Source organism: Nonomuraea sp. ZG12 (assembly GCF_052068115.1).
In the GTDB taxonomy this organism is placed as follows: Bacteria; Actinomycetota; Actinomycetes; order Streptosporangiales; family Streptosporangiaceae; genus Nonomuraea.
This window is the reverse complement of the sequence record NZ_JBQHCW010000002.1, coordinates 519,394-541,110: the sequence shown is the minus strand read 5'-3', so window position 1 is coordinate 541,110 and position 21,717 is coordinate 519,394. Positions and strand designations below refer to the sequence as shown.

At 71.9% G+C, this 21,717-nt stretch carries 21 protein-coding genes; 9 read left to right on the top strand and 12 right to left on the bottom strand.

Going from position 1 to position 21,717, the window contains the following annotated elements:
* Positions 1-15 precede the first annotated feature (15 nt).
* The 3 genes from ACTMTF_RS09555 to ACTMTF_RS09545 all read right to left on the bottom strand — a co-directional run bounded on the left by ACTMTF_RS09555 (position 16) and on the right by ACTMTF_RS09545 (position 4,094).
* Positions 16-903, bottom strand: coding sequence for a hypothetical protein (locus ACTMTF_RS09555; protein WP_441110267.1), 888 nt, complete (start codon positions 901-903; stop codon positions 16-18).
* Positions 904-997: 94 nt separating this feature from the next.
* Positions 998-2,140 (bottom strand): substrate-binding domain-containing protein, encoded by a 1,143-nt coding sequence (locus tag ACTMTF_RS09550; protein ID WP_441110266.1) that lies wholly within the window; start codon positions 2,138-2,140, stop codon positions 998-1,000.
* 43 nt (positions 2,141-2,183) lie between these two features.
* Entirely contained in the window at positions 2,184-4,094 is a 1,911-nt protein-coding gene (locus ACTMTF_RS09545; protein ID WP_441110265.1) for a heparinase II/III domain-containing protein, read from the bottom strand.
* A 238-nt stretch (positions 4,095-4,332) separates the two neighbouring features.
* On the opposite strand from ACTMTF_RS09545, the gene ACTMTF_RS09540 reads away from it, so the two are divergent.
* From ACTMTF_RS09540 to ACTMTF_RS09525, 4 genes are read left to right on the top strand one after another with little or no spacing between them, the layout of a single operon-like run.
* Complete coding sequence (locus tag ACTMTF_RS09540) at positions 4,333-6,012, top strand: RecQ family ATP-dependent DNA helicase (RefSeq protein ID WP_441110264.1); 1,680 nt, start codon at positions 4,333-4,335, stop codon at positions 6,010-6,012.
* 50 nt (positions 6,013-6,062) lie between these two features.
* The gene (locus ACTMTF_RS09535; RefSeq protein WP_441110263.1) at positions 6,063-6,452 is read left to right on the top strand and encodes a four-helix bundle copper-binding protein; all 390 of its coding nucleotides are present in this window, start codon (positions 6,063-6,065) and stop codon (positions 6,450-6,452) included.
* Positions 6,453-6,501: 49 nt separating this feature from the next.
* Positions 6,502-7,344, top strand: coding sequence for an NAD-dependent protein deacetylase (locus ACTMTF_RS09530; RefSeq protein ID WP_441110262.1), 843 nt, complete (start codon positions 6,502-6,504; stop codon positions 7,342-7,344).
* Between the two features lie 57 nt (positions 7,345-7,401).
* Positions 7,402-7,797, top strand: coding sequence for a YchJ family protein (locus tag ACTMTF_RS09525; RefSeq protein ID WP_441110261.1), 396 nt, complete (start codon positions 7,402-7,404; stop codon positions 7,795-7,797).
* Here ACTMTF_RS09525 and ACTMTF_RS09520 read toward each other — a convergent pair.
* Genes ACTMTF_RS09520 through ACTMTF_RS09500 form a run of 5 tightly spaced genes read right to left on the bottom strand, consistent with a single transcriptional unit; the run spans position 7,794 to position 12,226 of the window.
* Positions 7,794-8,759 (bottom strand): branched-chain amino acid ABC transporter permease, encoded by a 966-nt coding sequence (locus tag ACTMTF_RS09520; protein WP_441110260.1) that lies wholly within the window; start codon positions 8,757-8,759, stop codon positions 7,794-7,796. The two genes, ACTMTF_RS09525 and ACTMTF_RS09520, sit on opposite strands and share 4 nt — an antisense overlap.
* Positions 8,756-9,616: a branched-chain amino acid ABC transporter permease gene (locus ACTMTF_RS09515; RefSeq protein ID WP_397009748.1), complete on the bottom strand. Its 861-nt coding sequence runs from the start codon at positions 9,614-9,616 to the stop codon at positions 8,756-8,758. The genes ACTMTF_RS09520 and ACTMTF_RS09515 overlap by 4 nt, the downstream gene beginning before the upstream one ends.
* Positions 9,613-10,272, bottom strand: a complete 660-nt coding sequence (locus tag ACTMTF_RS09510) for an ABC transporter ATP-binding protein (protein WP_397009750.1) — start codon at positions 10,270-10,272, stop codon at positions 9,613-9,615. The genes ACTMTF_RS09515 and ACTMTF_RS09510 overlap by 4 nt, the downstream gene beginning before the upstream one ends.
* The gene (locus ACTMTF_RS09505; RefSeq protein WP_397009752.1) at positions 10,269-11,024 is read right to left on the bottom strand and encodes an ABC transporter ATP-binding protein; all 756 of its coding nucleotides are present in this window, start codon (positions 11,022-11,024) and stop codon (positions 10,269-10,271) included. Before ACTMTF_RS09505 ends, ACTMTF_RS09510 begins: the two co-directional genes overlap by 4 nt.
* Before the next feature lie 2 nt (positions 11,025-11,026).
* Positions 11,027-12,226, bottom strand: coding sequence for an ABC transporter substrate-binding protein (locus tag ACTMTF_RS09500; RefSeq protein WP_441110259.1), 1,200 nt, complete (start codon positions 12,224-12,226; stop codon positions 11,027-11,029).
* 93 nt (positions 12,227-12,319) lie between these two features.
* On the opposite strand from ACTMTF_RS09500, the gene ACTMTF_RS09495 reads away from it, so the two are divergent.
* The 3 genes from ACTMTF_RS09495 to ACTMTF_RS09485 all read left to right on the top strand — a co-directional run bounded on the left by ACTMTF_RS09495 (position 12,320) and on the right by ACTMTF_RS09485 (position 15,874).
* A complete protein-coding gene (locus ACTMTF_RS09495; protein WP_397009756.1) occupies positions 12,320-13,162 on the top strand; it encodes a PaaX family transcriptional regulator in 843 nt (280 codons plus the stop codon).
* Between the two features lie 52 nt (positions 13,163-13,214).
* On the top strand, positions 13,215-14,708 hold the full coding sequence (locus ACTMTF_RS09490; protein WP_441110258.1) for an acyl-CoA synthetase: 1,494 nt from the start codon (positions 13,215-13,217) through the stop codon (positions 14,706-14,708).
* Between the two features lie 65 nt (positions 14,709-14,773).
* The gene (locus ACTMTF_RS09485) at positions 14,774-15,874 is read left to right on the top strand and encodes a 5-methyltetrahydropteroyltriglutamate--homocysteine S-methyltransferase (RefSeq protein WP_397009760.1); all 1,101 of its coding nucleotides are present in this window, start codon (positions 14,774-14,776) and stop codon (positions 15,872-15,874) included.
* A gap of 1 nt (position 15,875) precedes the next feature.
* Here ACTMTF_RS09485 and ACTMTF_RS09480 read toward each other — a convergent pair whose 3' ends face one another.
* Genes ACTMTF_RS09480 through ACTMTF_RS09465 form a run of 4 tightly spaced genes read right to left on the bottom strand, consistent with a single transcriptional unit; the run spans position 15,876 to position 19,534 of the window.
* Entirely contained in the window at positions 15,876-16,565 is a 690-nt protein-coding gene (locus tag ACTMTF_RS09480; protein WP_397009762.1) for a hypothetical protein, read from the bottom strand.
* Positions 16,566-16,570: 5 nt separating this feature from the next.
* Positions 16,571-17,413, bottom strand: a complete 843-nt coding sequence (locus tag ACTMTF_RS09475; RefSeq protein WP_441110257.1) for a hypothetical protein — start codon at positions 17,411-17,413, stop codon at positions 16,571-16,573.
* The gene (locus tag ACTMTF_RS09470) at positions 17,403-18,587 is read right to left on the bottom strand and encodes an ATP-grasp domain-containing protein (RefSeq protein WP_441110256.1); all 1,185 of its coding nucleotides are present in this window, start codon (positions 18,585-18,587) and stop codon (positions 17,403-17,405) included. The genes ACTMTF_RS09475 and ACTMTF_RS09470 overlap by 11 nt, the downstream gene beginning before the upstream one ends.
* Complete coding sequence (locus tag ACTMTF_RS09465; RefSeq protein ID WP_441110255.1) at positions 18,584-19,534, bottom strand: NAD-dependent epimerase/dehydratase family protein; 951 nt, start codon at positions 19,532-19,534, stop codon at positions 18,584-18,586. Before ACTMTF_RS09465 ends, ACTMTF_RS09470 begins: the two co-directional genes overlap by 4 nt.
* 148 nt (positions 19,535-19,682) lie before the next feature.
* Between ACTMTF_RS09465 and ACTMTF_RS09460 the strand changes: the two genes are divergently transcribed.
* Positions 19,683-20,705: a GNAT family N-acetyltransferase gene (locus ACTMTF_RS09460; RefSeq protein ID WP_441110254.1), complete on the top strand. Its 1,023-nt coding sequence runs from the start codon at positions 19,683-19,685 to the stop codon at positions 20,703-20,705.
* Entirely contained in the window at positions 20,702-21,715 is a 1,014-nt protein-coding gene (locus ACTMTF_RS09455) for a hypothetical protein (protein ID WP_441110253.1), read from the top strand. Before ACTMTF_RS09460 ends, ACTMTF_RS09455 begins: the two co-directional genes overlap by 4 nt.
* Positions 21,716-21,717: the final 2 nt, after the last annotated feature.

Here is a 21,717-nt window from a genome sequence, read left to right as displayed (position 1 = left end):
TCCATCCCTGCACCGTCAGCCCTGTTCGTTGAATAGGTCTTCGAGGGTTTGGGCGGTGGTGGCGCGGGTGAGCCAGCGTTCGAGTTGGTCGAGATCGGTGCAGGCGGTGATCCGGTCGCGGGTGTCGTCGGGGATGGTGAAACCGCGGGCGCCCAGCACGAGCAGCACCGATTTCACGGCCTCTTCCGCCTTGCCCCTCGCCTCGCCGTCTTCGAGGCCGCGGCCGTAGTGCTCGCGCGCGAAGGGCGTGAAGACAGGCCAGTCGGTGGACTTCATGATCTCCTCCATGAGGTAACGGATCTCGGGCCCGGACATGTCGTAAGCGTATTCATAGTACTTCGAAGCGTGACCAGGGGGAGTGTCGGCCAGCGCTGTTGCCAGCGCTTCGATGACCTTGCGGTCGCGGCCGTGCAGCATGATCGACATGGCCGACAGTTCAAGGTGGGCGGCGGCCTCATGCGGGTCGGTGATCGGAGGAATGTCGTCCGGTCCCACCACCCGAGCGTGCAGGCGGTAGCCGGTCAGCCCGGAATCGATGGGCCGCGCGTAGTGGGTGGCCGCCCCACGGTCGGTACAGATGACGAGGACCGTGACGTCGCAGCCCAGCAGCAGCCACGCGGCGGCGGCATACCGGGCGAGTTGCCGGGGATCCTTGGATTTGTCGTTCTGGATCTCGACGATGATCACGTGTGCGGGCGCCTGTGGCGGTCCCAGGACGATGACGAGGTCGGCCTCGATGTCGTCGGAGGGGCGGGTGTTGAAAGTGTTCGACTCCACCCGGACCAGGGAGGTGGCGGGGAGGTTCACCTCCATGAGGTCCTGCAGGATTTCCACCGCCAGTTGGGGCCGGTCGTGGAACAGCCGGACAAGAGTGTCGTGTGCGATAGACGGCATGTCGCTCATTGTCTCATGGCAACTACACATAGTGACGAAGAATGATGTTGCCTCTCTTTTCCGGAGAGGGTCTGGACCTGCTCCCTGATGAGCCGTTGACTCCCTACGACGAGGAGGAGCGGACGATCAGGCGGGGTTCGATGACGATCCGGTGGGCGGGGCGTTGGGGGTCCGGGTCCGACAGGCGGGCCGTGAGCATGGCGAAGGCCGCTCGGCCGATGGCCGACTTGGGTGGGCGGACGGCCGTCAGCGGCGGGTCGCACAGCTCGGCCACCTCGTCGTCGTACGTCACCACGGTGAGGTCGCCCGGCATCCGGATGCCGCGTTCCTGGCAGCGTTCGACCAGGCTGATCGCCTCCGGGTCCGAGTGCACCAGCAGCGCGGTCGCTCCTGAGGACAGGGACTTGTCGAGCACCTCGTCGAGCTGCTTGGGCCAGTCGGGGTGCCGCTGGTCGACGGTGGCGATGTCGAGCGCACCGTCCAACCGCAGGCCGAGCTCCTCGCACGCCTGCCGCCAGCCGCGCCGTACATGCGGAGCCGTAGGACTCTGCAGGGTCGTGACCACGCCGACGTGCCGGTGGCCGAGTGCGGCGAGGTGCCGCACGGCCATCGTGGCGCCGAGCGCGTGGTCGCTGACCACCGACTCCATCGCCTCCTGGTAGGGGCCGACGGTGGCGGTGCGCTCGATGAGCACCACCGGCACGTCGGTGTGCTGGAGCCAGCGGACCAGCGCCTCCCCGTCGCTGCCGGTGGTCGTCGGCGCGACCAGCAGCCCGTCCACCCCCAGGGACTCGACCAGCCAGGAGAGCTGGCGGCGCTCGTCGGCGGCCTGGTAGGTGGCCCCGCGCAGCACGATCCGGGCGCCGGACGCCGCCGCGGCCTCTCGGACGCCGCGGATCACGTCGGGCCAGTAGTAGTCGAGCGACGGCACGACGACCCCGATCGTGAGCTGCCCCCTACCGGCAGCGACCGGATGAGGCGCCGCCTGCGGGGGCGGCGTCCCCTCGGGGTCCTTGACGGCGAGCGTGTCGGCGAGCGCGCCGCCATGAAGTACGGCTCCGCCGCGCACCCGGCGGATGATCCCCTGTGAGGCGAGCAGCGCGATGTCGCGCCGTACGGTGATCGCGGAGACGTCGAGCTCCGTGGCGAGGTCATTGACGCGTACGACACCGCGCCGGCGCAGCAGCTCGACCACCTGGGCGCGCCGCTCGTCGGGCAGCGGCGTAGGGGAGTCGGGGACGGTCACGCGCCCACCTCCACCGGCAGCGGTGCGGGAAGGTCAGGGGCTGTCATGCGCGTACCTCCACGTGGATCGGGAGTGAGCCGTGTGCCGTGCCGGGCAGGCGCAGCTCCAGCCGGGTCAGCCGCTCGCCCCACACCGAGGAGAGCATCGGATCGTCCAGCTCCCGGACGGTAAGCGAACCCGTGGCGAGCTCCGGGTCCCAGCTGACGAGCACGTCGCGGGCGCCGTCCAGCGGCCGTACCACCACCTGCCCGGCGGTCAGCTCCACCTGCCCGGCGAGCAGAAAGTGCAGAGAGCTCGGCGGCCCGTCGCCGTCGAAGCTCCAGGCGTCCTCGATCGTCACGAGCGAGGCGGCCCGGTCGAGCCGGGCCGTCCGCCGCCACTGCCGCAGCTCCTCCACCGGGTACGCCGCCGCCAGGTCCATCCGGGCCGCGAAGACCCCGGACTCGTCCGTCACCTCGACGTCGCGGGCCTTGAACCGGGGGCCCTGTCCCTGCGGCGTGCCCCGTACCTCCGGAACGCTGTGCCAGTCGCTCCGCATCGTCCAGATCGCGTACCGGTCCGGCCCGAACGTCTGCGCCGTGTACGTCGGCCGCCCCGCGTCGACGATGACCGGCACGCCGTCCACGGCGACGATGACGGTGCCGACGTCGTTGTGGTTGTGGTTCTCGTCGTTGTGCCCGCCCTTGACGGCGAGGGTGAGGCCGCGCGGTGTCCCGGCGGCGGATCGCGCGAGGCCCACCTGGGTGCCCGGCAGCCAGACCCCGGCGACCAGGGGCGGCTCTCCAGGCACGGCCCGCTGCCACTCGGCGTCGGCGAGCTCGTGCAGTGCCCGCCCGAGCCCGGCCCAGACGGAGATCGCGCCTCGATGGGCGGCGGCGTGCCGAACCACGTCCTGCTCGCCCAGCCGGCGGCCCCACCGGTACGGCACCTGCCAGGGCAGCTCACTGGAGGGCCGGGCCCGCGCGTCGGCGAAGTTCAGGTACCACGGCCCGCCCAGCTGCATGCGGTGCGGGAACCGTACGGTCTCCCGCACGACAGGCACCCGCGCGGCGTTCAGTGTCCCCGCCGTGGCGTGCTCCAGCACGTCGAGCGCCTCCAGCGCGCGGCAGGCGCCGTTCCACCAGTATTCGTAGCCTTCGTCGATCGAGCCGTCGTCCGGCAGCGCCGCGAGGTAGCGGTCGATGCCCTCCACGGCGAGCGCCACCTGCCGTGCCCGCTCGTCGCCCGGCTCGCTCAGGCGCAGGGCGGCGACCAGGACGTTGCCGCAGATCCACGGGCACCAGTTGTGCACGTGGCCGTCGAGCCCGAGCCAGTGCCAGTCGCGCCGCCGGGTGAACGGCTCCAGCACCCGCACTTGAGCCTCCGCCCGCACCCGCGCACGCAACCCCGGAAAGCGCGCGTCGAGCCGTGCCCCGAGCGCATGATCGGCCCAGGCCAGCTGGGCGGCCACCTCGGCGGCCCCCAGGTCCAGGCACGGCTCGGCCAGGTCGGGCAGGACCGTCCCCCTGGGCCGGCACGACTCCTCATGGGCCGGCCAGCACCACGAGCTCTGCTCGCACAGCAGCACCATCCCGTCGGCGGCCTCGTCCAGCCACCGCTCCGCACCGCTCGCCACCGCCATCAGCACCGCCCGGGTCAGCCGGTCCTGACGCCCGAACACCTGACTCTCGTAGTCCGTACGGTTTCCGTCTCCGGCGCGGAAGTAACGCGCGTACTGCGAGGCCAGCGGCTGCGGCCACGGAGTCCCCAGCTCAGCCTCGGCCAGCTCCCGCACCTCGCCCAGCGGATCCCCGTCACCGACGGCGGCGGGAGGCGCCGGGAGCGCGGTGCCGGGCGGCAGCAGGCTGTGCGCCAGGCTCTCCCACGAGGCATCAGCCCCCCAGACGGCGAGCAGCGGACCGGCGCCGGTGGCGTCCGGACGGTGGATCGGGGAGCCGGTTGCGGTGTACGTCATAGTCCTCCTCGCGGGCACCCATAGTACCGATCGGATTTGATCGAAGATGAAGCAACCGACCGCTCTATCGGACCAAGCGATCGGTATCGTCGTCAACATGTGCCGAAACTAGGAAGCGACGGCCGACTCGCCCCCGATCGTCTCTGAGCATGGCCCGCACATTGTGGCCGGGTGTGCGGGCAGGGGAGGGCTTCGCACGGGGGCGGCGCGACGCCTTTCGCGCCAGGGGAGGGGACCGATGGCGGAGACGAGCGAGGACAGGTGCGAGCGGGTCGCGCGGAAGGTGCTGGGGCTGGAGGCGCTGCGGCCCGGCCAGCTGGAGGCGATGGCGGCGCTGGCCGACGGGCGCGACACGCTGGCCGTGATGCCGACGGGGGCCGGGAAGTCGGCGATCTACCAGGTGCCCGCGCTGCTCCTGAAAGGGCCCACTCTGGTGGTGTCGCCGCTGATCGCGCTGCAACGAGACCAGGTGGAGGCGTTGCGCGAGCGGGACGAGCAGGCGGTCAGCCTCGACGCGTCGACGTCGGCGGGGGAGCGGGCCTCGTCGTTCGAGTCGTTGCGGGCGGGGGAGACGGAGTTCCTGTTCTGCGCGCCCGAGCAGCTCGCCCGGCAGGACGTGGTCCGGGAGCTGGCCGCCGCGAGACCGTCGTTGCTGGTGGTGGACGAGGCTCACTGCGTGTCGGCGTGGGGGCACGACTTCCGCCCGGACTACCTGCGGCTCGGGGCCGTCGCCGAGGCGCTGGGCCGCCCGGTGATCGCGGCGCTGACCGCCACGGCGGCGCCGCCGGTGCGGGCGGAGATCGTCGAGCGGCTCGGCATGCGCGATCCGCTGCAGGTCGTGCAGGGATTCGACAGGGCCAACATCCGGCTGGAGGTACGGAGATCGTCCGGCGACGGCGTCGAGCAGGTGGCCGACGCGGTGCGGGAGCTGGACGTACCCGGTCTGATCTATACCAGCACCCGCAAGGGGACAGGCGAGCTGGCGGGACGGCTCGCGGACGGCGGCGTGCGGGCGGCGGCCTACCACGCGGGCATGCGCCGGGCCGAGCGTGACGGGGTGCAGGAGGCGTTCATGGCGGGGGAGGTGGACGTCGTGGTGGCCACCAGCGCCTTCGGGATGGGGATCGACAAGCCGGATGTCCGGTTCGTCGTGCATGCGCAGGTGCCGGGGTCGCTGGACTCGTACTACCAGGAGATCGGCCGGGCGGGCCGGGACGGGGAGCCGGCCGCCGGCGTGCTGTTCTACCACGAGGAGGACCTGGGGCTGCAGCGGTTCTTCACCGGCGCGCTGCCGGACGAGGAGACGCTCGCCCGGGTCGCGGAGGCGGTGCGAGCCGGCGGGGGGACCGACAGCAAGCGGCAGGGCGACGGGACGCGGGACGGCGGCGGGACCGACCGTAAGCGGCTGCGCGAGGGGCTCGGTCTCACGGCGCGGCGGCTGACCTCGCTGCTGAACCTGCTGGAGAAGGCGGGCGCGGTCCGGCTCGGCACCCGTACGGTCACGTGGTCGGGTCAGGAGCCGGCCGAGGCGGCGCGGGCCGCGCGGGCGGTGGCCGAGCAGCACCGGGACATCGAGCGCACCCGCCTGGAGATGATGCGCCGCTACGCCGAGACGCGGGACTGCCGCCGCGTGTTCCTGCTCGGCTACTTCGGCGAGCGGCTCCCCGAACCGTGCGGCAACTGCGACACCTGCCACGCCGGGACGGCGGCCGGGTCGAACGGCGTCGAGGAGGGGCCCTTCCCGATGCACGCCCAGGTCGAGCACACCGTTTGGGGGCCGGGAGAGGTCATCCGCCGGGAGCAGGACCGGCTGACCGTGCTCTTCCGCGACGGCGGCTACCGCGAGCTGCTCCTGTCCGCCGTGCTGGAGGAGGGGCTGATGCGCGAGACCCGATCCGATGCGCCTGAGCGGGTGTGAACCGCTGCCTCGGCGGGCACCGGAAGATAACGACGAAAAGGAGCTCTGACATGCTGATACGTGAGATGCTCCACGCCCTTCCGGGAGAGCAGAGGCCGGACCGCGCAGTGATCGCGGAGGCGGTGCGGACGCTGTTCGACTGCGCGCAGGCCTGCACGGCGTGCGCCGACGCCAGCCTCAGCGAGGAGCGGATGACCTCGCTGCGCACGTCCATCAGGACAAGCCTGGACTGCGCCGATCTCTGTGAGGCGACGGCCCGCATGCTGTCCCAGCCCGGCGCGTACGACGACGACCTCATCCGCGCGCAGCTCCGCGCCTGTGTCGAGCTCTGCATCCGCTCGGCCGGGGAGTGCGATCTGCGCGGGCGCGGCCCCATCTGCGTCGAGGCGTGCCGCAGCGGCGTCGAAAGCTGCCTGACCCTCCTGGTCGAGCTGGGCTGAGCGGCAGAGGCGGGTCTGATGGGGCGGGTCCGAATGGCACCATGAAGTGGTGAGTGAGAGCGCGAGGAGGCTGCTGGCCGAGTTGGTGGCCGGTGGCGGGGTGTCGGTGCTCAGCGGGGCGGGCCTGTCGACCGAGTCCGGCATCCCGGACTACCGGGGTCCGACGGGACGGGCACGCAAGGCCGAGCCGATGACGTACCAGCGGTTCGTCGGCAGCGCGCGGGCGCGGCAGCGTTACTGGGCGCGCAGCCACGTCGGCTGGCGGCAGATCGGCTCAGCGCGGCCGAACGACGGTCACCGGGCGGTGGCCGAGCTGGAGCGGCTCGGACTGATCGCCGGGATCGTCACCCAGAACGTCGACGGCCTGCACCAGGCGGCCGGGGCGCGGCGGGTCGTCGAGCTGCACGGCGGCCTGGACCGGGTGGTCTGCCTGTCGTGCCGGGAGCGCACCCCGCGCACGGATCTGGAGCGCCGCCTGCGCGCGGTCAACGCGGACTGGGACGCCAGCGGGCGGATCAACCCGGACGGCGACGCCGTGCTCGACGACGAGCAGGTCGAGGGTTTCCGGGTGGTGGACTGCGAGAGCTGCGGCGGCCTGCTCAAACCGGACGTGATCTTCTTTGGCGAGAACGTGCCCAGGCCGCGCGTGGACGAGTGTTTCGCGCTCGTGGCGGGCGCGCGGGCGCTGCTCGTCCTCGGCTCGTCGCTGACGGTCCGGTCCGGGCTGCGGTTCGTGGACAAGGCCGCCGCGCTCGGCATCCCGATCGCCATCGTCAACCAGGGCCCGACCCGGGGCGACGCCGACGCCGCGCTCACCCTGAACGCCCCGCTCGGGCCGACGCTCACCGACCTCACGACGCGTCTCCAGCGAGCCCGCCCGGCAAGCGTCTGAGCACGAGCGCGAAGCAAGCGCGTCCTGGCACGAAGGGAAGCCAGGCACAATGGGTGCATGCCCGCTGCTCCCGCCTCGTGCCCCTGCGGCCTGCCCGCCCCCTACCAGGACTGCTGCGGCCGCTTCCACCGAGGCGAGGCCTCCGCCCCCACGGCCGAGCTGCTCATGCGCTCCCGCTTCACCGCCTTCGCCACCGGCGACACCGCCTACCTGCTGCGCACCTGGCACCCGGCCGACCGCCCGGCCCACCTGGAGCCGGATCGGCGGCTGCGCTGGACCCGGCTGGAGATCCTAGGGAGCACCGGCGGCAGCGTGATCCACACCGAGGGCGCCGTACGGTTCCGCGCCCACTACACCGAGCGCGGCCGGCCGGGCGAGCTGGAGGAACACAGCCGCTTCCTGCGCCTGGAGGGCCGCTGGGTCTACGCGGGCGTCGTCCAGGCACAGGGTTAGCTCCTGGCCCGCACCCGAGCAGGCAGACGACGGGTGAGGGCGGGTAGCAGCCCCTGGGGCAGGAAGAGGACGACGATGATGAGCACCAGCGCGTAGACGGCGTACGACAGCACGCTGGGCGCGTAGCTGGGCATGCCGGGCAGCGCGCCGACGATGTTCAGCGCCTGCAGGAGCAGCGTGATCGCGGTGGCTCCGACGACGGCTCCCCAGATGGTGCCGAGCCCGCCGACGACGGCCATGACGATGTACTGGATCGAGATCAGCACCGGGAACGAGCCGGGCGCCACATAGCCGGTGTAGAAGCAGTAGATGCCGCCCGCCAGCCCGGCGAAGGCGGCGGACAGGGCGAAGACGGCGAGCTTGTAGCGGCCGACGGGGATGCCGGAGGAGGCGGCGGCGGTCTCGCTGGTGGCCAGCGCACGCAGCGCACGGCCGGGCCGTGAGGTGCTCACGTTGTACGTCACCAGCATCACCAGAGCCAGCCCCGCCCAGGTCAGATAGGCGTACGCGGCGGCACCGCTCATCTCCCACGACCCGATGCCGAACTGCGGGATGGCCTGCAGCCCGATGTCACCCCCGGTGAACTCCATCTGCCCCGCCACCGACAGCAGGATGAGCTGCATGGCCAGGGTCGCGAAGGCCAGATGGTGGCCGCGCAGCCGCAGCAGCGGCGTACCGATGACCAGCGCGGACGCGGCGGCCACCAGCGGGGCGGCGATCAGCCCGGCGAGCGGGGGCACGCCGCCCAGGGTGAGCAGGGCGGCGGTGTAGGCGCCGATGGCGTAGAAGGCGCCCTGGCCGAGCGAGACCTGCCCGGCGTAGCCCATGAGCAGGGACACCCCGACGGTGACCATGGCGGCCAGGCCGAGCAGGATGTAGACGGCCAGCGCGCTGTCGTCGAGCACGGCGGGCAGCGCGAGCGTGGCGACAGCGACGAGGAGCCCGCCCGCGAGTCTTCTCAAACTGTCTCCTGGTGGATGGTGGAGTGACGGCTCGCCTGGACGATCATCACGATGATCATGAGCCCGAGCGCGACCTCCAGTTGATGGGAGCCGTAGCCGTAGCCCGCCGCCATGGTCTCGGCCACGCCGAGCAGCAGCGCGCCGATGAGGGTGATGACCGGGCGGGTGAGCGCGCCGAAGACGGCGGCGGCGAAGCCGTTGACGATGAGCAGGACGTCGGTGTCGAAGGAGATCGGCCGCAGGGGGGTGATGAGCACCCCGGCGAGCCCGCCGAGCAGGCCGCCGATGGCGAAGGCGAGCAGCCCCATCCGCCGGGTGTCGATGCCGACCACCCGGGCGGCGTAGGGGTTGGAGGCGCACGCGGTCAGCGCCTTGCCCAGGTAGGTGCGGCCGAAGAAGAGCGCGATCAGCACGAACGTCGCCGCCGTGACGCCGATGACCAGCAGGTGCTGGGTTTGGATCCGGGCCCCCGCGATGGTCACCGAGCCGGCCAGGCCGGGGGCCGAGCGCGGCTGGTCCCCCCACAGCACGATCTCGACGGCGTACGCCAGCACGCCCACGCCGAGCGTGACGATGAGCGCCGACAGCGGGCTGGTGCCGCGCTTGCCGATGGCGACCAGGCCGGTGAGCAGGCCCGCCACCGCGCCCGCCAGGACGGCGGCGACCTCGCTGAGGCCGTGCGGCCACCCCATGCCGAGCAGCGAGGAGGTGCACAGCCCGGCCACCACGGCGAACGTCCCCTGGGCGAAGTTCACCACGCCGGTGACCCGGTGGATGACGACCAGGCCGCTGGCGATGAGCGCGATGGCGCACCCGACCGCCAGGCCGTTGAGCAGGTAGGTCAGGAACGCGCTCATGTGATCGCCCCACCCAGGTAGGCGCTGGCCACCCGTGGGTCCTCGGCCAGCTCGGCGCTGTCTCCCTCGGCCACCAGCCGCCCGGACTCCAGCACGTAGGCCCGGTGGCACAGCTCGAAGGCCAGGCGGGCGTTCTGCTCGATGAGCAGCACGGTCAGCCCGTGCTCCCGGTTGAGCTCGGCCAGGTGCGCGGCCAGGTCGGCGGTGACGTTGGGGGCGAGCCCGAGCGACAGCTCGTCGACCACGAGCGCCTCCGGGCGCGCCATCATGGCCCGGCCGAAGGCCACCATCTGCTGCTCCCCGCCCGACAGCACGCCCGCCTTCCTGCCGGACAGCTCCGCCAGGCGCGGCAGCAGCTCGTAGACGGCGGCGGGGTCGCGCTGCCCGGAGCGCCAGCCGCCCAGGGCCAGGTTGTCGGCGACCGACATGTCGGGAAAGAGCTGGCGGCCCTCGGGGATCATCGCCAGCCTGCCCCCGATCCGGACGGTCCCCGAAACCGGGGCGAGGATGCCTGCCAGCGTGTTGGCCAGCGTGGACTTCCCCGCCCCGTTCGGCCCGAGCAGCGCCACCATCTCACCCTGCCCTACCGAGAGGGTGACGTGGTCGAGCGCGGTGGCCGTACCGTAGGAGACGACCAGGTCGGTGACGTCGATCATGAGGCCTGTCCGAGGTAGGCCGCGAGCACGAGCGGGTCCGCGCGGACCTCGGCGGGGGAGCCGTCGGCGATCACCTGGCCGAGGTCCAGGACGACGACGCGGTCGGCGAGCCGGGTCACGAAGGCGACGTCGTGCTCGATGAGCAGGATGGTCAGCCCGTCCGCGCGCAGCTCCTCCACCAGCGCGGCGAGGTGCTCACGCTCGCCGCCGCGCAGACCGGAGGCGGGCTCGTCGAGGAGCAGCAGCCGGGGCCGCGCGCACAGCGCGCGGGCGAGCTGCAGGGCGCGCTGCTGCCCGATCGGCAGCAGGTCGGCGGGGCGATCGGCCCAATCGGCCAGCCCGACCCGGACGAGGGCCGCGTCCGCCTCCCGCGCGATCTCGCGCTCGTCGCGGTGGTGGCGCGGCAGCCGCAGCGCCGCCGACACGAAGCCGGCGCTGGTACGGCCGTGCATGCCGACCATGACGTTCTCCCGGACCGTCATGCCGCGGAAGACCCTGGCCGCCTGGAACACGATGGACATGCCGAGCCGGGCGCGCCGGTGCGGCGCGAGCCGTTCGACCCTGCGGCCGAGGAAGGAGATCTCGCCCTGGTCGGCCGCCAGATGGCCGGTGATGAGGTTGAACAGGGTGGACTTGCCGGCTCCGTTGGGCCCGATGACGCCGCAGACCTCGCCCTCGGCGACGCCGAGCGTGACGTCGTGGACGGCGTAGACGCCGCCGAACGAGCGTGAGATCCCGGTGACCGTCAGCACCTCTACTCCGCCGTGACGGTCTTAGCGAGCTGCTCCTTGGCCCAGTCGGTGGGCACGAACTTGCCGTCCTTCACCGTGTTGACCGAGATGTAGTCGGGAGACAGCCCGGAGTGGTCGGTGGGGGAGTAGCGGAACCGGCCGTTCGGCGTGATCAGGTCCATGCTCTCCAGAGCCTGCTGGATCTTGACCTTGTCGGTGCTGCCGGCCTTCCTGATCGCCTCGAACAGCAGCAGGCTCGCGCTGTAGCCGTCCTGGGCGAACTGCGGCGGGCCGTAGCCGTGCTTCTGCTCGTACGGGGTGGCCATCTGCTCGATGATCTGTTTCTGCTTGCCGTCGGGCAGATGCTCGCCCACCACCCCGATGGCGCTCTGCACGGTCATGCCCTCGGCGGCCGCGCCCATCGGCTCCAGCCACAGCTTGCTCGCCTGGGAGGCGGTCAGGAACAGCGGCGTCTTCAGGCCGGAGGCGGCGTACTGCTTGGCGGCGGTGACGCCGGGCGCGCCGGAGCCCCAGAAGACCAGTGCCTCGGCCGCCGACTCGCGGACGTGGGTGAACAGCGGGCTGAAGTCGGAGGTGCTGGTTTCGTACGCCTCGTCGACGGCGATCGTCACGCCGTACTTGGGCGCCAGCGCGACCATGGCCTTGTGGCCGGACACCGAGTAGGCGCTCTTGGAGTCCCAGGCGACGGCCACCGTCTTGATGCCCTCGGCCTGGATGTACTGCAGGTAGCGCTCGGCGTACATGCTGGACAGCGCCGGGGTGACGAAGACGTAGGACTTGATCGGCTCGACCTGCTCCTGGGCGGGGGCCAGTGACAGATAGGGCATCTTGTCGCGCTGCGCGATGGGCTCGATGGCCAGCGCGGAGTTGGAGAAGACCGGGCCGATGAGGGCGTCGATCTCGCCCTTGATCTGGTTGTAGGCCACGATGCCCTGGTCGGGGGCGGTCTTGTCGTCGCGGGTGACCAGCTCCACCTTGCGGCCGAGCAGTCCGCCCTGGCCGTTGACCTGCTCGACGGCCAGCTCCACGGCCTTCTTGTCCTCGCTGCCCAGCGGCGTGTAGTTGCCGGTCAGGGAGACGATGAGGCCGACCTTGATCGGGTCGTCGGCGGTGGAGCTCGTGCCGCCGTCGCCGTCGCCGTCGCCGCCGCAGGCCGCCAGGGCCAGCACGAGGCATGCCAGAGATGGGAGAAGCCTGCGCATCTGGACCTCCTGGACCCCGCGATGTGGCCCTGAACATAGGCAGGTACATTACGGCTGTCAAGAGATTGCCCAACATGCGTACGGGAGCGAGACGTGGCGGCACAGGAGCGGGAGAGCGGCCTGCGTCCCCAGTCGGTGATCTTGACCTTTCTCGGCGACCACGTGTACGGCCGGGGGATCTGCGTGTCCTCCGGCAGCTTCATCGAGGCTTTCACCAGGGTCGGGATCTCCGAGGACGCGACCCGCTCCACGCTGACCCGGATGGTCAACCGGGGGCTGTTGCGCCGCCAGCGGGCCGGGCGGCGGATGTACTTCGGGCTCACCCCGATGAGCACCGAGGTGCTCAAGGACGGTGAGCGGCGCATCTGGCACAGCGGGGTCGTCAACGACGCCGGCGAGGACCGGTGGACGCTCGTCGGCTTCTCGCTGCCGGAGTCCTGGCAGCGGCAGCGGCACGAGCTGCGCTCCCGGCTGATCTGGGCCGGGTTCGGGCCGTTGCAGAACGGGTTGTGGATCGCGCCGGGTGACGTCGACCCGGCCAAGGTGATCGACGGGATCGGCGCCGGGGTGAAGGTGTTCTCGGCCGAGCCCAGGCACCCCACCGACATGCACGCGCTGATCGGCGACGCCTACGACCTGTCCGGGCTGGGGCGGCGTTACGAGGCGTTCCTGCGGCGGTGGGACCGGGCCCGTCCCGAGCTCGCCGCGCCGGACGACCTGGCCCGCTCGCTGACGCTGCTCACCGAGTGGCTGCAGATCATCAGGACCGACCCCCGGCTGCCGCTCCGCTACCTGCCGCACGACTGGCCGGCAGAGAAGGCGCAGCGGGTCTGCCATGTGCTGCACGAGCGGTTCCAGCCGGAGGCGGCGGCGATCACGGCCCGCATCCTCGACGCGGTTCCGGACGCATGCCAGCAAAGTTGGGCAGAACGGTGACAGCCGTCGCCAAGTGGCCTAATTTGATGGCGAAGACCGTGGAGGAGTGCGGATGCGGAATCAGGGGCTGGGCTCGTGGCCGGCCCGCAGGACGCGGATGTCGCCGGACAAGGTGGCGCTGACGCACTGCGGCCTGCACCGGACCTACCGCGACCTGCACATCAGGACCAACCGGCTGGCCCACGCCCTCGCGAAGCTCGGGGTGCGGCCCGGCGACCGGGTCGCCTACCTGGGAGCCAACCATCCGGCGCTGGTGGAGACCTTCTTCGCCGCCGGAGCGCTGGGGGCGATGTTCGTCCCGCTCAACACTCGCCTGGCCGCACCCGAGCTGCGCTACATCGTCGAGGACGCCGGCGCGGAGGTCATCGTGCTGGGTGACGGGCACGACGGCGCCGGCCTGCCGGGCCGCCACGTCCTGGCGAGCGCGTACGAGGACCTGCTCGCCTCGGGCTCCCCGGAACCGATCGACGAGCCGGTGACCCACGACGACCCGTGCCTGATCATGTACACCTCGGGCACCACCGGCCGGCCCAAGGGCGCCGTGCTCACCCACGGCAACCTGATCTGGAACACCTTCAACCTGCTGGTCGACGTCCCCCTCGCGCACGACGAGGTGACGCTGGTCAGCGCGCCGCTGTTCCACATCGCGGCCCTGGCCCAGACGCTGATCCCGACCGTGCTCAAGGGCGGCAGGGCCATCCTGGAGCGGTCTTTCGACGTTGACGCCACCTTCGACCTGATCGAGGCGGAGCGGGTCACCGTGATGTTCGGGGTGCCCGCCATGTTCACCTTCCTCGCCCAGTCGCCGCGGTGGCCGGACGCCGACCTGTCCAGCCTGCGCCACCTGCTCTGCGGCGGCGCGCCGGTCCCCGAGCCGCTGATCCGGACCTACCAGGATCGCGGGCTGACCTTCCTGCAGGGGTACGGCCTGACCGAGACGGCGCCGGGCGCCCTGTTCCTGGGGGCCGAGCACTCCGTGGCCAAGGCGGGCTCGGCGGGCGTGCCGTGCTTCTTCTCCGACGTCAAGCTGGTCGCCACCGACGGATCCGCCGCGGCTCCCGGCGAGCCGGGCGAGGTCCACGTCCAGGGCCCGAACGTGACGCCGGGCTACTGGCAGCGGCCCGGGGAGACGGGCAAGGTACTGTCGAGTGACGGGTGGCTGCGCTCCGGCGACGTCGGCGTCGCCGACGAGGACGGCTTCGTCCGCATCTCCGACCGGATCAATGACATGATCATCTCCGGTGGGGAGAACATCTACCCCGCCGAGGTGGAGAGCGTCCTGTACGGCCACCCCGCGGTGGCCGAGTGCGCCGTGATCGGCGTCCCCGACGACCGGTGGGGCGAGGTCGGCAAGGCCCTCGTCGTGCTGCGGCCGGGCCGGACCGAACGGCCTGACGAGCTGGTGGCCCATCTGGACGGCCGGCTCGCCCGTTACAAGATCCCGAAGCACGTGGAGCTCGTCCCCGAGTTACCCAGGAACGCGGCGGGCAAGCTGCTCAAGGCCCAGATCAGGGCTCGCTACGGGGCAGCCGGCGGCACGGCCTAAGATCCTCGGTGGAAATGCCGCCCACCGGACAAACTTGATATTGACGTTCGCTCAAGGAGAGTCGCATGCGCACCACACCCCCGTTCCGCGCGGACCACGTCGGCAGCCTGCTGCGCCCCGCTACCTTGCTGGAGGCCAGGGAGACCCTCACCGGTGACGCGCTGCGCGAGGTCGAGAACGAGGCCGTTCGTGAGGTCGTGCGCAGGCAGGAGGAGATCGGCCTGCAGTCGGCCACCGACGGCGAGTTCCGCCGGACCTCCTGGCACATGGACTTCATTCACCAGCTGGGCGGCATCGGCACGGCGACCGACGAGCACATCACGGTCCGTTTCCACAACGAGCAGGGCGACATCGAGTTCACCCCCGCCGCGTTGCGTGTGCACGACAAGATCAAGGTCAGCGAGCCGATCTTCGGCGCCGACTTCGCGTTCCTGCGTGACGCCGTGACCACGGCCGTGCCCAAGCTGACCATCCCCTCGCCCAGCATGGTCCACTACCGGGGCGGCCCCGCAGCCATCGACCCGGCCGTCTACCCGGACGTCGAGGAGTTCTGGACCGACCTGAGCGCCGCCTACGCCGAGCAGGTGCGCAAGATCGGCGAGCTGGGCTGCACCTACCTGCAGTTCGACGACACCAGCCTGGCCTACCTCAACGACCCCTCCCAGCGGGCCGAGCTCACCGAGCGCGGTGACGACGCCGAGCACATGCACCTGCGCTACATCAAGCAGATCAACGCCGCGCTCGCCGCCAAGCCCGAGGGCATGACGATCACCACCCACATGTGCCGCGGCAACTTCCGCTCCTCCTGGGCGGCCTCGGGCGGCTACGACTTCGTCGCCGAGGCGCTGTTCGGCGAGCTCGCGGTGGACGGCTTCTTCCTGGAGTTCGACGACGAGCGCTCCGGCGGCTTCGAGCCGCTGCGCTACGTGCCCGAGGGCAAGATGGTGGTGCTCGGCCTGGTCACCACCAAGCACGGCGAGCTGGAGTCGAAGGACGCGCTCAAGCGCCGCATCGACGAGGCCGCCAAGTACGTCGACCTGGACCAGCTCTGCCTGTCGCCGCAGTGCGGTTTCTCCTCCACCGTCGAGGGCAACCAGCTCACCGCCGACCAGCAGTTCGCCAAGCTGGCCCTGATCGTGGAGACCGCCCGCGAGGTGTGGGGCTAGATCATCCGGCCGGGCGCCCCGGCCGGAGCCGGCGGCCGAGGGCGGCGAACAGCCGCCTCGGCACCGCCAGCGTCAGCACCGCCAGCACCACGTGCGCCGCGATGAAGGCGTAGGCCTCGTTCCGCGTCGCCACGTGCCCCAGCCGGACCGTGATGTGGTGCGCCCAGTCCCACACCTCCGGGATCCCGTCCAGCCTGCTGTTCAGCATCACCGCCACCAGGTCCTCCAGGCCCGACATCTGCAGGATCGTCATGGCCGCGCCGACTCGCAGCACGCCTTCGCGCGAGCCGCCGCCGACCCGGTAGGCCAGTGCGAGCGCGATCATGATGAACGGCACGAACACGACCACGTGCAGATAGAGGTCCTCGAACTCCGCCGTGCCGTCGGCCATGTCGAGGGCGGTCATGAACGTCGCGGGCACGAAGTAGCAGAGGAAAGCCAGGAAGATCGCGGGCAGCGCCACCAGGTGCAGCCGCAGCCGCCGCGCCCACGCCACGTCCAGCCAGGCGACGCAGGCGAGCGCGGCGAGCTGCGGAGTCAGCTTGACCAGCAGCATCCAGAGCGAGGTGATCTCCTGCTCGTAGGGGATCACGAACCTGACCAGGGCGGCCAGTGCCACCGCCAGGACCCCCAGCGGCAGCGCGACGCGGTTGTCCCGCCAGAACGAGGACGAAGTGGACAGCATGCGCATCCCAGTCAGTGTGTGGAGAGAATCGGTGTGCCGTGCTCGGGGCAGACGGCCGTGATCAGTGTTTCCGTCGCGTCGGGGGTGTCCGCGCCGTCCGGGACGACGCCGACCAGCATGGGCCGTCGCCGGCGCAGTGCCGTGACGGCCGTCGCCCGCCCCGCCGGGCGGGCGTGGAAGCGCCGCCACAGCAGGTGGGTCCGGCCGCAGACGGGGTGGGTCCCGGCGAAGTAGCCGAGGTGCGGGTCATGCACGACTCCGGGCCGGGCATCCCGTACGGCGAGCGCCACGGTCATGCGCTCGACGGCGTGCACCCGGACCGGGTCGAGCTCCGGCAGGATCGCGTCGAGGGCGGGCCGTTCGCCCACCACGATCGCCCGCCCGGCCCGCTTCGCCAGGTCGTGCGCGGCGGCGTTCAGCGCGCGGCGCCGGTCCTCGTCGACGACCCGGGCGTCCGGTGCCAGCAGCACCCCGTAGCGGGGACCGGCCGGGGTGAGAGCCCGCCGGTCGAGCACGGCGGCGCGCACCTCCAGCACCGGGGTCCGGCGCGGCGCGCCCGTCAGGGCGAGCGCGTCCCGCAGCTCCCGCCCGTCGCCGATCCACAGCGACGGCTCCCGGGAGGCGTCGAAGGGCCGCGCGAACGGGCACAGGCGGTGCAGCTGGCCGGCCAGCGCGGCGGAGGGGGTGGGCTCCGGCTCGTCCAGCGCCCGGCCCGCCGCCGCCCACTGGTCGCGGTAGAACGGCACCCGGCCGAAAGCCGTCCGGACGACTCCGCGGTAGGCCCGCTCCCAGCGGGCCGCGGAGAACCTGACCGGCATCGACCCCCAGTCGGCCGCGGTGAACCTAACCGGCATCGACGCCGACCGTGACCAGCTCCTCGACCCGGGCCAGCACCCGCGCCACCGCGTCGGCCGACGCGCCCGACGCGAGCACGTACCCGAGCTTGGCCCGGCACTCGGTGTAGGGCACGACCCGCTCGCCCGGCGAGGCGGTGACCAGCACGTCGGCCACGCCGGGCAGCGCCAGCGCCTCCGGCAGGCCGTCCAGGGACACCAGCGTGCCCGCGCGGCCGGCGCGCAGCATGCGGACGGAGGCGTGCCTGGTCCAGCGGGGCGTGAGGTCGGGGCGTTCACCGGTGGCGAGCAGGACGGCGGCGGCCACGGTGTCCACGCCGTACATCAGGCCGAGCGCCTCGCCCATGCCGTTGCCGCCGATCCGCGCGCCCATCTCGATCAGCACGACGCCGTCGCCGGTGACGAACAGGTCGAGGTTCAGCGGGCCGTCGGTGTAGCCGACCTCGGCGCAGACGAGTTCGAGCTGCCGCGTGACCTCCTTGGCCAGCGCCGGGTCGCGGGGGGCCATGTCGTGGCCGACGGCGACGACCTGCGGGGCCTCGACCACCCGGTCACTGAGCCCGAGCAGGGCGACCTCGCCGTCCTGGAGGAACGCCTCCCCGCACAGGTCCTGGCCGGTCACCAGCTCCTCGGCGATCACCGTGGCCGAGGGGGAGGCGGCAGCCGCGGCCTCGACGGCGGGGCCGAGCTCACCGGCGGTGGCGCACACGGTGATGCCCCTGGAGCTGCCGGAGTCCACCGGTTTGACGATGACCGGGAAGTTCAGCCGTCCGGCCGCGCGCAGAACTCGACCGGCGGAGCCGCTGACGTAGCCGGGCCCGCCGAGGCCGAGCCGCTCGCAGACCTCGCGGAAGTACGCCTTGTCCACCGAGGCCCGCAGCGCGGCCGGGGGCAGCCCGCAGGGCAGCCCGAGCCGTCCCGCCACCTCGACCAGGGCCGGGAGGTTGATGTCGCTGCCGGGGGCGAGCAGTCCCGCCAGGTCGTCGCGGCCACACAGGGCCGCGCTGACCGCGTCCACGTCGCGGGTGCTCAGGTGCAGGAACTCGTCCGCCTCCCCGACGCCGGGGGCGTCGGCGCGCATGTCGACGCAGACGGTGCCGAGCCCGAGCCGCCGGGCGGCGCGGAAGGAGCTGATCGTGCCGTCCGAGCCGCCCAGGACGACCAGTCGCCTCACGCGGTCGTCACCGTCTCCGGAGCGCTCCAGTGAACGCCGCGGGTCTCGATGAACCAGTCCACCGTCTTGGCCATGCCGTCGGCGAGCGAGACCAGCGAGCTCGGCTCGATGCCCACGGACAGGAGGGTTCCGGTGTTCGCGGTGACGGCGGTGTCGGGCGTCTCGCCGGGGCGCATCGGCAGGTCGGCGATGGGCACACGCGGATAGCCGCGCGCCGCGCAGAGGTTGATGATCAGCTCGGCGACCTCCCGGATGGTGGACGAGGTGGTGGGGCCGACCTCGACGACGTGGTCGAGGGCCTTTCCGGCCGCCGCCGTCTCCAGCGAGGCCACCAGGGTGCGGGCCACGTCGGCCACCCAGACCATGTCCGAGACCTGCGTGCCTCCGCCGTACAGCTCGACCGGCATGCCGCTCAGCGCGCGGCAGACGACCGCCGGGGTGATCTTGCGGACCTTGCCGGAGGCGAACGGCGGCGCGGCCTGCTGGCGGGGGCCGTAGGCGTTCACCACGCGGACGTTGTTCACCCTGGTGCCGCGGTGGGCGTTGAACATGCGGACGAACCGCTCCACGGCCGTCTTGGAGATGGAGTAGCTGTTGTCCATCCAGTGGTTGCCGACGCAGATGTAGACGCCCGGCAGGTCGTACTGCGCGACGGCTTCGAGGAAGTTGAGGCCGCCGATGAGGTTGGTCTCGGCGGCGGGCCGCGGGTTGGTGATGGTCTCCTGCGTGCCGAGCACGGCCGCCAGGTGGATGATCGCGTCGCAGTGGGCCGCGAGCTCCGTCATGGCGGTGGCGTCGCGGATGTCGCCGCGCATGACTTCCCAGGGCAGTTCGCCGTCCGCGCGTCCCCGGTGATCGAACACGAGCGGAACGTGGCCTCGGGTGGCGAGTTCTTCGCACACGTATCGGCCAATGAATCCGTTTCCGCCGGTCACTCCGACCTTCATTGCCACCTCTTGACGGTTGGTGTGTGCAAGGTGATGGGTGCCATGGTCAGGCGCCGTGGTTGATCACAGCATGAGTCTTCTGGGAAGATCATCACTCTGTGAGACTCTGTGTCCATGTTGTGATGATTTCTCCATCGAGGGTTACCCCGTGAAAGTGTCCCTTCTGGACCCCTGCCAGGACCCCGAGCCGCCCGGTTGGGAAGACTTCCGGAACGCCGAGGGCCTGTCCGCCATCTGGGCCTACGACGTGATCGCCGCGTCGTCCGAAGGCTCGTGGGCCCGCCCGCTGCTGGCCGTCTTCCACGACGGCGACCGCGTCGCCGGGGTGGTCGGCGCCGTCTACATCGGCCTGCGCCCCCCGGGCTCCGGCCGGATGCCGCGCCCGCGCCGGGAGCCGCTCGTGCTGGACGTCCGCCTGCCCGGCCACTCCAACGGACCTACCTGGCACTTCGGCGATGAGGTGTCCCACGCCACCCGCCGTGAGCTGCTCAGGCGGTTCGAGCGGGCGGCCCGGCGGCACCTCGGCCTGGGAGTGGCCGGAGCGCTCTATCGCATGGTGGCCGAGCCTCAGGTGTCCCTGGTCGCCCGCCGGGGCGCGATCATGCGGCAGTCGCCGGGCGGCACCGTCATGTCACTGCCCTGGGCCTCGGTGGAGGGGTGGATCGGCTCGCTGAGCAGGAACCGCAGGTCGACGCTGCGCCGCCAGACCAGGAAGATCGCCGCCGCGGCCGACCTGGTCGTGACCGAGGGCCGGGCCCGGCTCGACCTCGACCCCGCCGAACTGGCCGAGCTCAACCGCACGCACACGGCCCGGCTGGCGTCCCGCTTCGACCCGCGGCCGGATCTCCCAGTGGCCTACTTCGCCGCTCTGCTCGCCCGCGAGGACGTGTCCGTCATCTCCTACCACTCGGCGGACCGGCTGCTCGGCTTCGCGATCGTCTTCGAGCACCCCACCTCGCCGATCTACGGCCCTTGGGCGGCACTGCGGCCCGAGGAGGGCGGCCGCAAGGACCTCTACTTCGACAGCTACGCGCGCATCGTCGCCGGCGCCGTCGGCCAGGGAGGGAAGCGATTGTTCGGTGGCCGGGGGATGATCGACGTCAAGCTCTCGCTGGGCTTCGAGTACGTCCCGATGAAGCTCGTCGCCGTGCCCCGGTGGGCGATGGGATGAGCCTCAGCCTGCAGATCCTCGACCCCCGCCACGACCCCGAGCCCGCCGACTGGGAAGAGCTGCGCGGCGCTGCCCGCCAGTGCGCGACCTGGCGTTACGACCTGCTGCGCGCCTACGCCTGGGCCGCCCAGGCGCCGCTGCTGCTCACCGTGCTGAGACAGGCGGGCACCGCCGTCGGCGCGGTGTCGGTGTCCTTGCGCGGCATCAGGCCGCACCGGGGCGGCTACGCCGGACGCCGTGACCGCGCGGGCGTCCTGGACGTGCACGCCCCGGCGAACCGCTCCCAGAAGGGCTGGTGGTTCGCCGGCGACCCGGCCCCCGAACAGCGCCGGGAGCTGCTGCGCGACTGCCTGCGCGGCCTGCGCCGCGAGCTGGGGGCGGGCTGGCGGAGCGCCGTGTGGCGGGAGGTGTCGCCCGGCGAGCCGGAGCTGCTGCCCGGCCGGGTCCGGGTGCCCCTCCCCACCGCGCCGCTGGCCAGGCTCGCGACCCCCTGGAGCGGCGTCGGGGAGTGGTACGCCCTGCTCGACCGCGCCCGCAGCGACTCCCTGCGGCGGCGGGCCAGGAAGTTCACCGCCGATCCGAGCCTGTCCATCCAGGTCGGACCGGCCCGCGACCTCGTCGGCGGGGCGGAGGCGGCCGAGCTGCGCGCCGAGAACGACCTCAAGCACCGCAGCAGGCTCTTCCCGCTCGCCCCGCTGCCGCTGCCCTACCTGGAAGCCCTCGTCGGCGGCGACGAGGTCGTGGCCATCGGCTACCGCGACGCGGGCCGGCTGATCGGGCTCTCCCTGATCCTCGACCACCCTGACTGGCCCATCTGCCTGAGCTGGGGCGCGCGGTTGCCCGAGGACGGCGGCCGCAAGCACCTCTACTTCGACGGTTACGTCCGCATGGTGGAATGGGCGATCGCCTCCGGCAAGACCGGACTCGTCCTCGGCAAGGGGCAGGCCGAGGCCAAGAGCGCCCTCGGCGCCGACCTCGTCCCCTCCTCCGCGCTGGCCGTGCCCCTGTGACC

Coding starts and splice junctions, on each gene's coding strand:
- ACTMTF_RS09555 (WP_441110267.1), bottom strand. CDS start 903: ATGAGCGACATGCCGTCTATCGCACACGACACTCTTGTCCGGCTGTTC.
- ACTMTF_RS09545 (WP_441110265.1), bottom strand. CDS start 4,094: ATGACGTACACCGCAACCGGCTCCCCGATCCACCGTCCGGACGCCACC.
- ACTMTF_RS09540 (WP_441110264.1), top strand. CDS start 4,333: ATGGCGGAGACGAGCGAGGACAGGTGCGAGCGGGTCGCGCGGAAGGTG.
- ACTMTF_RS09535 (WP_441110263.1), top strand. CDS start 6,063: ATGCTGATACGTGAGATGCTCCACGCCCTTCCGGGAGAGCAGAGGCCG.
- ACTMTF_RS09525 (WP_441110261.1), top strand. CDS start 7,402: ATGCCCGCTGCTCCCGCCTCGTGCCCCTGCGGCCTGCCCGCCCCCTAC.
- ACTMTF_RS09515 (WP_397009748.1), bottom strand. CDS start 9,616: ATGAGCGCGTTCCTGACCTACCTGCTCAACGGCCTGGCGGTCGGGTGC.
- ACTMTF_RS09510 (WP_397009750.1), bottom strand. CDS start 10,272: ATGATCGACGTCACCGACCTGGTCGTCTCCTACGGTACGGCCACCGCG.
- ACTMTF_RS09500 (WP_441110259.1), bottom strand. CDS start 12,226: ATGCGCAGGCTTCTCCCATCTCTGGCATGCCTCGTGCTGGCCCTGGCG.
- ACTMTF_RS09490 (WP_441110258.1), top strand. CDS start 13,215: ATGCGGAATCAGGGGCTGGGCTCGTGGCCGGCCCGCAGGACGCGGATG.
- ACTMTF_RS09485 (WP_397009760.1), top strand. CDS start 14,774: ATGCGCACCACACCCCCGTTCCGCGCGGACCACGTCGGCAGCCTGCTG.
- ACTMTF_RS09480 (WP_397009762.1), bottom strand. CDS start 16,565: ATGCGCATGCTGTCCACTTCGTCCTCGTTCTGGCGGGACAACCGCGTC.
- ACTMTF_RS09475 (WP_441110257.1), bottom strand. CDS start 17,413: ATGCCGGTTAGGTTCACCGCGGCCGACTGGGGGTCGATGCCGGTCAGG.
- ACTMTF_RS09465 (WP_441110255.1), bottom strand. CDS start 19,534: ATGAAGGTCGGAGTGACCGGCGGAAACGGATTCATTGGCCGATACGTG.
- ACTMTF_RS09455 (WP_441110253.1), top strand. CDS start 20,702: ATGAGCCTCAGCCTGCAGATCCTCGACCCCCGCCACGACCCCGAGCCC.